This is a genomic window from Winogradskyella thalassocola, assembly GCF_900099995.1.
Taxonomy (GTDB): Bacteria; Bacteroidota; Bacteroidia; order Flavobacteriales; family Flavobacteriaceae; genus Winogradskyella; species Winogradskyella thalassocola.
This window is the reverse complement of sequence record NZ_FNCZ01000002.1, coordinates 370,159-381,775: the sequence shown is the minus strand read 5'-3', so window position 1 is coordinate 381,775 and position 11,617 is coordinate 370,159. Positions and strand designations below refer to the sequence as shown.

Sequence of the window (11,617 nt, the reverse complement as noted above, 5' to 3'; positions counted from 1 at the left end):
GTAACTTATGTAACATTATTGCGCTAACCATCATTTATTCTTATTACAACTAAATAGTAATAACATAAAGTTGAATAGAATTAATATTATAATTGCAGAACAGATATAAATGATAGTTGTCATTATTGATGTGTTTGATTTAATACGCTTGCCATCTGTTTTAAACGACTGTCAAATGCCTTTAGAGTTTTGTCCTTCTCTTCTGCTTCTGCGGTAAGCCCGTTTATTTTTAAAGCTTGGATTTTTATAATCTCTTGTTGTTCTTGAATGGCTTTAATCAGCACAGGAATTAACTCCGTATAGCTAACGCTTAACGTTTTATCCTCGTCATCTGCAATATGTACTATGTTTTCGAGTATAGGTTGTACCTCTTGAGCAATTAAACCAAGCGATTTATGGTCTTGTTCTCTATTTTTCCAATTGTATTCTACAGGGTTTAATTCTAAAATGGTTTCTAAACCGTAAGTCAAAGATGTGATGTCTTTTTTTAGACGTCTGTCGCTACTATGCACTACTACACCTCCAACTCTAACATCACCACCATCTTGTTGTAAAAAAAGTGTTGAGGCAGCTCCATTATTTCTTGCTATTATTTCATTTTGGTCAAAAACAAGATTAGACCCATTGGTAGAGCCCAATACCAAATAACCCGAATCACTACTATAGCTAGCATCATCACCTACAGCTATTTGCAAACTTGTAGACGGTGTTGAAGTACCAATTCCTACATTGCCATTTTTTAAAATTGTAAAAGAGTTTAATCTAATTATATTATTGACTGGAAACCCAATATAGCCGCCAAAACCAACTTCGAATATTGGATCAGTTGAAACCCAAGTTGAAGCACTTCCTCCACCGACATTGTATTTTCCAATAGCTACAGATGCATAACTTGAGGCTCTTGTGTTAAATCCCATGGATATGGAATTTTGTCCAGGTGCATAAGTATTTTCACCCATGGATATGGAATTTTGTCCTGAGGCTGTTGTGTTTTCACCCATAGAAATGGAATAATCTCCTATAGCGCCATTCAAGAAACTTGATCCACTACTATAACTTAAATCTACAGCACTTAATCCAATACTACCATAATAACTAGGGTTTCGTCCTTTTAATCTCCAACCTATGCCATTTCCTTCATTAAGCGCTTCGAGACCTGTCACGTTCGCAGCAACCGTTGCTGTTTTAGCATTTATAGCATAAGGCACCGTTTTAAACTCGGTAGTCCCCATATCTACCATACCAGATCCTGTATTTATTTTGGTGTTTAAAAAGGTCGTATCGCTTGCCCAATCGATAGTTGCAAACGTGCCACTTATAAGTGTGCCTTCACCAACATTTACAATAATAAGGCCGTTGGCATCTGTAGTTGGTGTATGGGTTTCTTGATACACATTGGTTTGATCTACACCTTGAAGAATGGTAAATTGTACGGATATTAAATCGTTGGCGATAACATTACCAGAGTTATCTTTGATAATGGCTTTGTAGTTGATGCCGTTTTGCGCAAAACCAAGTGTTGCGAGTAATAAAGTTAAAATAAGAGTAATAAGTGATTTCATAATGGTTACTGTTTATGCATTTACCTTTAGTGAGATAAAAACATAGGATGTTAACATAAACTTATTTTTTTCTATATCTTGTTATTATAAGCATAGACTCAAACTACTCTAAAACAAAAGTTAATGCCTTAATTGTGCCTTTTCATAATGTAAATCGTATCGTGGGCTCTACAGTGTTTTTAATTCCCAATTCGATAAATTGAATACACTTTACCTAATTAGGCACCACCAATATTTCTACGCGCCTGTTCTTACTTCTATGTTCATCCGAATCATTCTCTACTATAGGCTTAGATTCGCCATAGCCTTTTTCTTGCCATTTAAATTGAGTGCTTGGTATTAACTGTCTTAATGCCTTAGATACACTTTGAGCACGTGCTAGTGACAAGGCTTTATTGGTTGATTCACTGCCCACATCATCGGTATGACCTTCAACGATTACTTTTCCTTTTTTGAGTACAGTGATATTTCTTACTAATTCTTTTAATGCATTTATACCTTCAGGTTTTAATTCACTTTTACCAGAATCGAATAATACTTGACTATCTAAATTTAATCGCATTGCAGAGCCAATAGCTGCAATGGCATCGACATCAGCACCTGGTACTCCACTTTTTTCCTTAAGGTCTTTAAACCGTACATAATAAAAGAGTTCGTTGGGCTTTACAAACGAGCTAATATCTACCTCAGCCACTCCTCCATCAATCTTTCCGATTTTTATCCAAGATTTTCCGTCTTTTGATATTTCGAGATCTGTGGGTTCTAGTTGGCCAATTTCAAAAAGATATAAATCGGGTCCATTAACATCTACTAAAGCGTTATCCGTAAAACGGATAGTTAATGTACCGCCAAGTCCAAGACTATATATGCCAGTAGCATCATCAAATGTTTCTATAACATCGGGTTCTCCGAGAACGTTATTTACCTCTTGTGTTAAAAGTTGTGGATGATTAACCTGTACGACCTCATCTGCAAAAGACAATGGTCCTAATGGTAAATACACTGTTTTATTAAGATTACCCACATAGCTTACACCGACCTCATCTCCATAAAATAAATCTGGATTTAATGCTTTAAATTTTCGTTTCGCGACTTCCGATTTACGAACAATGTTTTTATGAAAATGAGTGACCGCTTTTTTTCTGTATGTAATGGCACGTTCATATCTAGGACTCGCTTTTAATTTCCCTGAAGCGATCGCCTTTTCGGTTGCTTCCAATTCAGCAAGTAGTTCTCCTGACTCTTTTTCACTATGCATTTGACGTGATTTATCTTGAAGTTCTTTCATTTTTTGCTCTTCTTCAGCACTGGCTGAAATTTCATTTTTCCGCTCTACATCACCCATCACATAGCCGGCTTCTGTAAGATCTAATTGAGACATCATATTTGTGCCTGCTAAAGAATCAATAGTTTTCAGTTTTGCCATTGTGGCTTCTGGACCTGATTCAGTTTGAACGATTAAAATAGCTTCTTCTAAAGACACACCAGTTGGTGTCTTTTTCGAGGCTAATTGCTCTTTTGTAATCTTTTCTTTTATTACAGGCATGTCTTCTTTAGCTTCCTGTCGTGCTTTCATAGCTTGTTGTGCAAGTACTTTAAGGCTATCTGGATTATTGATGAGCTTTTCCATGGACTCACGAGACACGCCACTTTCTTCTAACATATCGAGTATGGTTTCGGTATCTAATTGAAAATCTGCATCGCCATTTTTTTCTGAGGCTTCAAGCATACCTTTGCCCATATTAAATAGGTCATTTAATTCGGAATTAGTAGCAACTTTGAAAGGATTATCAATTGCATTTTCAGATGTCTTGGATTCTGTGCTCGTATGTGAAGGAGTACTATCAATAGTACTAGAATTTTTAGAATCACTTGATTTATTACCACAAGAATAGATGACAAATACACCTAGTAAAAGAAGACTTAGTTTTTTCATAGCGTTTGTTTATTTTGAGATTCTTGCAGCTTTTAGCGCTTGTATCAACTGTGCTACTTGTGCTTCATAAGTACCTGAACTGGCAAGCTGCATACTAGATGCGCAATTTTTTATATTGCTGAGATCTTTTTCCATTGATGCTATATAATCATCAAATCTACTATCATAGGCTTTCTTCATTTTTTTCATGGCAGGTCTTACTTTATGCAATAAAGTTGACGTCCACCCAATTCCTCCTCCTCCAGGCAAACTAGACATACTATTACCCCAAGTGATGTAATCGTTCAACACAGTCGATTTGAAAAAATAATAGTTTTGTAAATGGATATAATAGGCGTAATGGGTCGTAAAATCTTGCAAATGTTTATTCATGCAATTGAAGCATTCGTCTCGTACTTCACAGTAGATTAAAATTTCATTGCCTGGATTGTTTTCAGTTTCGTCGTCATCACCATCTTCATTCTCTGCCTCCAATCTTTCTACAGCTGCTTGAAGCCTTCTCACTTGCCTTCTTAATTGTTCAAGTTCTTCGGCAGTTCGGTCAACGGGGAGTGTTCTTTGATCGCCTTCGGTATCCTCTCCTGGCATATTATCCCTAAAATCTCGATTAAAATCATCGGTAGCTTCTTGCATTTGTCTATTGACCTCTGCTGCATCTTCAGGAGACAATTCAATTGCCCCTTGATTAGGTCTTAATCTAATTAGCGCGTAAGTTTTACCTCCATCGTATGACACATAGGCGTCTCTATCCATGGCAGGAATCAAACCAGGATCATCGTAAGTTACCGGCACTTGATTAGCCACATTGTTATTGGCATAATCCAAAAAAACGTCAGATTGATCAGCCATAGGCACATTACTTGGTGTTGTACTTTGAGACATCATCAATTGTGAAAAACCGAAACAAAGCATTAATAATAGTGCGTTGCTTCTAGGCTTTTTCTTAAAAAGGAATATGCCAAACAGTATTGCTATAATTGACAAGAGACCTATAATAATGTACAAAAGTGTATTATTTTCATCAGAACTTCCTGTTGTTGCAACCGTACTTTGTGACGTATTCGGGGTAGAATTGCCACCAAAGGGGTCGCCTTGAATACCGAGACCACGCAGATGCTTGGTATATTCTTCCTTATCATCGGTAACACGAATGATAGATTGGGTAGAAGGAAATTGCAGACCCACCCTCACGCTTATTAAATAGGGAATGCCAGCGACCTCTGAACTCACACCAAGACCCAACAAATTTTTAGTCCTGAATATTTTATCCACAAATTTCTTTCCGTTGGTAGAAATTTTAGCTTCCTCGCTATCCCAATTATTTTTGTGAAATGTAAGATCTATATTATAATTTGGTGCTTTTGAAACTATCCTAACCATAACTGGCGCTTTAATACTCAGATCATTAATCACAAACCGTTGCAGAGAATCGATGCCTCCTGTTGTCCATTCGACTGCACCTGTATAAGTACCATCATCTTGTTTATTCAATATAATTTCATGAGTTATTATTTTACCGAAATTATCTATAAGTTGCGCAAAACCAACATAGCTAAAAGCAACAAAGGCGAGTGTGATTATAGTTTTCATAGTGGTGAAGTATTTAATTAATTATTACCGAACACTTTATCTAAATCTGAGTAGCCTACACCACTAAATTTTAATGATGAAAAAGTTATGACCTCCATGGATGCATCTTCTAATTCATCTTCTTTAAAACGGATTTTCATATTTGAAACCTCAGCAGTACCAGATGCTACTGTAGCATTAGATAAATCTATGACTCCTGAAATTACGCTATCTGGTGTACGCTTACCTCCTTCATTAAGCAATTGGTACATGGCACTCATTGTACCACCTCCTTTTTTGGGAGTCTTTAGAATAGCTGTAGCTTTTTCTAACTGATAACTGTCTGCATCGTAAAACAACTGTACACTTTCTGAGCCTTTATCTAGTTTCTTGGTAAACGTCATTATTGCCGTACGTTTTTTTGTTTTTGCATGTGTATCAACAATACCTGATGCTTTGGTGTAAGCCCAATCTTTGCCGTTAATTTCACATAGAAAAGTGCCTTTATTTGCTGATTCAATGCTAATTGGTGTTTCTTTGTTTACTACTTCCGCAGTTGCTGTTTCTGTAATTTCAATTTGTTTTAATGAATTTGTTTCATTGCTTTCTTTGCAAGATGTTAGCGTGGTAATAAGTACGAGTAATACTATGTATAGTTTCATGATTTTGATTTTATTGGTTATTTGCTTCTATTTTTTCTACACGTAAGATGAGGTTGTTAAGGGTGGTTTTTAAAGAGGAATTGTCTGCTGACATGGTTTTAATTTGTGAGTTTTGACTCTCAATAATAGCTTGCTGCTCTTGAATTGCTTTTGTTAGCAAGGGAATAAAATCATTGTAACGCACACTCATATAGCCTTTATCATCTTTGGTCAATAAACCTTGATCGGTGTAGGCTAATTTATTAAGTAGTTCTTCTAATTCTTGAGCTATAAATCCGATTTCGCGAGTATTATGTTCATTATTTTTACGGATATAATCCACAGGATTTAATTGCATCACCATATCTAATCCATAGGGTAACTTACGTATGTTGTCTTTCCATCGTTTGTCTGAGGTTATGGACCAATCTACTTGTATACCTGCATAAGTAATGTCGGTATTTCCAATACGCACTTGATTAGAACCTGTAGGAAATGGTACCTCTGCTTCATAGCCAATACCAATATTATTACTCGGACCAATAAGGAATCCACCATTATTAAGTTCTGATAGAGCTCTTCCACCAATAGCTGTATTATTATGTCCTGTACTAGTATTTTCTAGGGCTCTAAGTCCTACCGCGGTATTATTATCTCCTTTTCTATTGAAGCCTAATGAGAATGTTCCGATAGCTACATTACCACTACCATCATCATTTCGATCTAATGCTTGAGTACCCATTGCTGTATTGCCATTACCGTCTATATTTCTTTCCAATGCATGATAGCCCATTGCTGTATTATTATCTCCAGTGGTATTACTCCCTAACGAATTATGTCCTGTTGCGGTATTGAAATAACCTATTGTGTTATTCTTTAATGCTTCTGAGCCTGTTGCCGTATTTTGAAATCCAGTAGTATTTGATTCTAAAGCTTTATAACCCATGGCGCTGTTATTGAAACCAGTGTTATTTGTTGATAATGAATTCGTCCCTAAGGCAGTGTTTTTTTCACCTGTAGTGTTTGAAAAAAGTGCAAAATATCCTAATGCGGTGTTTTCTTCTCCTGTAGTATTGGAATTCAAAGCAGAATGTCCCATTGCGGTATTATCATCTCCTGTTGTATTGGAATACAATGCACTATGACCCATTGCAGTATTATCGTCTCCTGTGGTGTTAGAATATAAAGCAGAATGACCAGTAGAGGTATTACGACTACCTTCAGTATTTAGATATAAAGCCGAACGCCCTAATGCAGTATTATCATTACCTAACGTATTACTATACAAAGCTAAACGTCCTAGAGCACTATTATTATTTCCTGTGGTATTAGAATATAAAGCTCTGTTACCCAATGCAGAATTCCAAATTCCTATAGTATTTGAATATAATGCTCTATAACCGTTAGCGGTATTATCAGTTCCTTCAGTATTTGAAAGTAAAGCCTCAACACCCAATGCAACATTATTACTTCCTATGGTGTTTAACACTAAGGCACTTCTGCCCATAGCTGTATTATTAGTGCCTGTGGTGTTAAACCGCATTGCATAATATCCGTTAGCAGTATTATTTGTACCTGTAGTGTTATTTTCTAAGGTAGAACTTCCAGAAGCTGTGTTATCACTTCCTGTTGTATTGGAATTAAGCGATTGATCACCTATTGCAGTATTATTATCTCCTTCAGTATTACTATATAAAGATCTATATCCGTTAGCTGTATTGTAATCTCCCATAGTATTAGAAAATAAAGCAGATGCTCCATTAGCCGAATTATAACGCCCTGTTGTATTGTTATATAATGAATAAGCTCCAAGAGCAATATTATTAGTACCTGTAGAATTATTTCTTAAAGCTTGATATCCATTAGCGGTATTATTATTTCCATTTGTATTTAAGTAAAGTGATCTATATCCTAAACCTACATTTCTATTGCTAGTACCATCATCATTCTCCCCAGCATCTATACCAATGAATAGAGATGAACCATTAGTATCAGAATTACCATCTGATAAATCGTCTATTTTAGTGGCTGCATTAACAGCACTTAAAGCATAAGGCACAGCCATAAATTGAGTGTTACTCATATCTGTATAATTCGTGCCACCTGTAATATCAATTTGTAGATTAAGCCAATGCTCATTGCTACTCCAATCAATAGCACTAAATGTATCTGTAGTAGTACCTGTACCAATGTTTAAAACTATGATTCCGTTAGCGTCAGTTGTTGGTGTATGTGTTTCAGAATAAACAACACTACCATTTGCTGCGGCTTCACGTATTTGAAACTGAACACCAATAGTTTGGTCGGCCAGAACATTTCCTAGGTCATCTTTAATAAGTGCCTTGTAGTTAATGCCTTGCTGCGCAAAGCTTATACTTGAAATGATTAATACAATTAATAACGTAAATGCTTTCATAGTGCTGATTTTTATTGGTTATTGGTTTCTATTTTTTCTACACGTGAGATGAGGTTATTTAATAAGCTTTTTTTAATTCTCAATAATTTCTGCTTCCCAATTGCCTATAGCTATATCTAATGCTGCAGAAGCATTGTTATAATTAGCAGATTCCCCACCAAAATCTGATATAAAAATGTTGAAAACGGCAAATGCTTGGTTTCCTTTCGCTCTGAATTTTCCATTTAGAAACTCAGCAGTATATGGGTTATTCCTGTCACCTAAAAACTCAATCATTCTGTTAAAAGGTGATATATTTCTTATAGTCCAAGGGCTTAATATTTCATTATCAAATTCTATATGATCATTACTTGGCACTTGCCAGCGCATCATTCTTACTCCACCATTATCAACTCCTGTTAGAGTAAATTGATAACCTGCATCATTTTTTAATTTAAGGGTGATGTTATTAAAATCGTCATCTTGCGTAAACGTATGTTCAAATCTTGCGCTTTTAATGTGTAAACTAAATGTTGGAGCTGTTGAATCGGTTTCTGGAATTTCTGTTTCACAACTAAAAGTTAATAGAGCAATTAGTGTTATTAATGTTAAAATTGATTTTTTCATAATGTGCTTTTGTTTATTGGTTAAACATATTTAATTATTTGCGGATTCTAGCGCATCCATGCGCTGCAGCAAAGATTGAATAGCGTGGTTCTGTTGTATGTTTTCTGAATGTTGACCATCAATAATATTTTGTTGCTCTTGCAATGCTTTTATGAGAATTGGAATCAGCTCAGTATAAGACAAGGTTATTAAGTCTGATTCTTCAACATAATTTGTAATACTTGGAAATATCACTTGTACTTCTTGAGAGATTAAACCTAAGTTACGCTTAGTATCCGTTTGGTCTTTCATTAAGTAGCTTACAGGGTTGAGTTGCATTACTTTATTGAGTGTGCCATTTTCTAAAGCTGTGATGTCTTTTTTTAGGCGTCTGTCTGAAACTGTATTGTAAACACCAGAGTTTGGATTAAAAGATCCTTTATGATTACCATCATTAAACAATTCTAAATAACCCGAAGAATGTGTATAAAATTGCCACGATCTTCCGGTACCTAAATTGCGAATACTAAAAGCATTGGTGCGGCTTGATGAAGAAGGGCTTCCATCTTGATGGGCAACTTCTAATAGACTTGAAGGTGTATCTCTACCAATCCCTATATTATCAGAAGTAATATTGCCTCCCTTTTTCAAATATCTGTTATCATTATAACCTCTTGTTGTGAGCGCATGGGAATCATATACATAATTACTATTTGGTGCTATTATGTTTCCATCATGTGTTATATGCAAGAGATCAAGAGTTTCACCCATATCTTCAAAATATCGGCTGATGGTCAAATTACCTCCACTAGAAGTAATTTTGTTATTTGTTTCTGAAAAACGACCAACACTTAATATAATATCGCTCGGTCCAAAATTTGAATGCACTCTTAGATCAGTCACGTTAGTCTCACCATCATTTTCGATATGCAATAAGCTTTCTGGTTCTGAAGTACCAATACCAACTTTTTCTGTAATAGCAGTTGCATCATCTCCATTTCTTTGCCAAAGGTTATCAGCAGAGCTCAATGAATAAGGCACTGCCATAAATTGAGTGGTACTCATATCAGTATAATTAGTACCTCCTGAAACATCAATTTGCACGTTAAGCCAGTGTTCGTTACTACTCCAATCAACAGTATTAAATGTATCTGTAGTAGTGCCTGTTCCAATATTTAAAATTAAGATGCCGTTAGCGTCCGTTGTGGATGTATGTGTCTCTGTATAAACAGCACTCCCATTTGCTGAGGCTTCTCGTATTTGAAACTGTACACCAATAGTTTGGCTGGCTTGTATGTTTCCTAAATTGTCTTTTATAACCGCTTTGTAGTTAATGCCTTGTTGGGCAAAGCTTGAAATCGTAACAAAAAAAGCGATGACTAATGTGACTATAGTTTTTTTCATGTTCTAATTTTTTAATTACTTGATTTTGCTTCTAATTGATCTAATCGCACGACTAATGATTTAATAGTTTGAGATTGTTCTGAAATCGATTTATCTTGCACAACATCCTTAGCTTTTTGAGCTTCAATAATGTCTTGCTGCTCTTGCAGTGCTTTTATTAAAATTGGAATCAACTCTGTATAAGACAAGGTGATTAAGTCGGATTCTTCAACATAATATGTAATGCTTGGAAAGATGTCTTGAACTTCTTGAGAGATTAGACCTACATTTCGTTTGGTATCGGTTTGGGCTTTCATTAAGTAACTCACAGGATTAAGTTGCATTACTTTATCCAAAGTGCCATTTTCTAAGGAAGTGATGTCTTTCTTTGTGCGTCTGTCTGAAGTTTGTGTATAAGCACCAGATGAACCTAGAAAAGCACCGCGATAAACACCATTATTATATAAATGTAAATTGCCGTTATATTGTGTATAGAATTGCCAAGATTCGTTTTCTATATTTCTTATACTAAAAGCATTACTTAAGTTAGTTGAAGTTGGTGCAACATTTGGATGTTGTACTTCTAATAAACTAGTAGGTTGATGCCTGCCAATGCCAACTTTACCATTTTTTAAGACGGTTAATGCATTACTTCTTGCATTTCTACCATTACCAATTTCGAACAAAGGGTCGGTCCCTACCCAACTAAGGGTTGAATTTGGATTTTCAGGAACACCTGCATACCCACCACCAATATTATAACTTCCAATTGCAAAAGACCTAAAAGATTCAGCTTTGGTTCCATAACCTAGTGCTGTTGAATAGATTCCAGAAGCAGTTGTTGCTATACCAGTTGCAGTTGAATATTTTCCTGACGCAGTAGTAGATAAACCGAATGCTACTGAATGTTCACCTGTAGCTCCGCGAGTCGTTGATTCACTAATACTAAAACTTAAGTCTATAGCATTGTCACCTATTGGGCCATGTTTTGCCGGATCTGCATCAAATAACCTCCATCCAGTACGAAATAAACCTGAATTGTTCGCTGTTTCTTCTGTAATTTGTTCTAAACCACTGGCTGGAGTTATTACGGGTGGGTTGATTAAATCGTTATAATCACCACTAAAAACATTATCGGCATGAATTGCCATTGGTACTTTTTTAAAGTTAGATTCACCAAAATCTACAAATGTGCCATCTCTTTCTATATCTATTTCTGTGTTAAGTGTAATGTTAGGAAGCCAAAAATTATCTGGAAAAGTCCCTGCTATAATATTACCTTCGCCTATAGTAACAATCGCAATACCATTACTATCTGTCGTGGGTGAATGAAGTTCTTGATATGAAGCAATATAAATAGGTCCTTCGAGTGTTTGGATTGTGAATCGTATATCAATTTCTTGATTGCTTAGAACGTTCCCATTTGCATCTTTTATAAGCGCTTTATAATTAAAACCCGTTTGCGCAAAACTGGAGATTGACATCAAACAGATAACAAGCACTGCAAATAGTATTTTACTCATCT

General features: G+C 35.7%; 8 protein-coding genes. All 8 read right to left on the bottom strand.

What is annotated here, in order from left to right; genetic code table 11:
• Positions 1-122 precede the first annotated feature (122 nt).
• A complete protein-coding gene (locus BLT80_RS08650; protein WP_092467223.1) occupies positions 123-1,562 on the bottom strand; it encodes a tail fiber domain-containing protein in 1,440 nt (479 codons plus the stop codon).
• 214 nt (positions 1,563-1,776) lie between these two features.
• Positions 1,777-3,498 carry an OmpA family protein gene (locus BLT80_RS08645; protein WP_092467222.1) on the bottom strand — a complete coding sequence of 574 codons (1,722 nt, stop codon included), beginning with the start codon at positions 3,496-3,498 and terminating at the stop codon, positions 1,777-1,779.
• 9 nt (positions 3,499-3,507) lie between these two features.
• Complete coding sequence (locus BLT80_RS08640; protein WP_092467221.1) at positions 3,508-5,088, bottom strand: GumC domain-containing protein; 1,581 nt, start codon at positions 5,086-5,088, stop codon at positions 3,508-3,510.
• A 17-nt stretch (positions 5,089-5,105) separates the two neighbouring features.
• Positions 5,106-5,729, bottom strand: a complete 624-nt coding sequence (locus BLT80_RS08635) for a hypothetical protein (protein ID WP_092467220.1) — start codon at positions 5,727-5,729, stop codon at positions 5,106-5,108.
• 10 nt (positions 5,730-5,739) lie between these two features.
• The gene (locus BLT80_RS08630) at positions 5,740-8,124 is read right to left on the bottom strand and encodes a tail fiber domain-containing protein (RefSeq protein ID WP_092467219.1); all 2,385 of its coding nucleotides are present in this window, start codon (positions 8,122-8,124) and stop codon (positions 5,740-5,742) included.
• Between the two features lie 72 nt (positions 8,125-8,196).
• A complete protein-coding gene (locus tag BLT80_RS08625) occupies positions 8,197-8,730 on the bottom strand; it encodes a hypothetical protein (RefSeq protein WP_092467218.1) in 534 nt (177 codons plus the stop codon).
• Positions 8,731-8,760: 30 nt separating this feature from the next.
• A complete protein-coding gene (locus BLT80_RS08620) occupies positions 8,761-10,113 on the bottom strand; it encodes a tail fiber domain-containing protein (protein WP_092467217.1) in 1,353 nt (450 codons plus the stop codon).
• 11 nt (positions 10,114-10,124) lie between these two features.
• Positions 10,125-11,615 (bottom strand): tail fiber domain-containing protein, encoded by a 1,491-nt coding sequence (locus BLT80_RS20395; RefSeq protein WP_262508024.1) that lies wholly within the window; start codon positions 11,613-11,615, stop codon positions 10,125-10,127.
• Positions 11,616-11,617: the final 2 nt, after the last annotated feature.

What these genes read in the sequence shown, in the direction of transcription:
- BLT80_RS08650 (WP_092467223.1), bottom strand. Translation starts at nt 1,562, where the DNA reads ATGAAATCACTTATTACTCTTATTTTAACTTTATTACTCGCAACACTT.
- BLT80_RS08645 (WP_092467222.1), bottom strand. Translation starts at nt 3,498, where the DNA reads ATGAAAAAACTAAGTCTTCTTTTACTAGGTGTATTTGTCATCTATTCT.
- BLT80_RS08640 (WP_092467221.1), bottom strand. Translation starts at nt 5,088, where the DNA reads ATGAAAACTATAATCACACTCGCCTTTGTTGCTTTTAGCTATGTTGGT.
- BLT80_RS08635 (WP_092467220.1), bottom strand. Translation starts at nt 5,729, where the DNA reads ATGAAACTATACATAGTATTACTCGTACTTATTACCACGCTAACATCT.
- BLT80_RS08630 (WP_092467219.1), bottom strand. Translation starts at nt 8,124, where the DNA reads ATGAAAGCATTTACGTTATTAATTGTATTAATCATTTCAAGTATAAGC.
- BLT80_RS08625 (WP_092467218.1), bottom strand. Translation starts at nt 8,730, where the DNA reads ATGAAAAAATCAATTTTAACATTAATAACACTAATTGCTCTATTAACT.
- BLT80_RS08620 (WP_092467217.1), bottom strand. Translation starts at nt 10,113, where the DNA reads ATGAAAAAAACTATAGTCACATTAGTCATCGCTTTTTTTGTTACGATT.
- BLT80_RS20395 (WP_262508024.1), bottom strand. Translation starts at nt 11,615, where the DNA reads ATGAGTAAAATACTATTTGCAGTGCTTGTTATCTGTTTGATGTCAATC.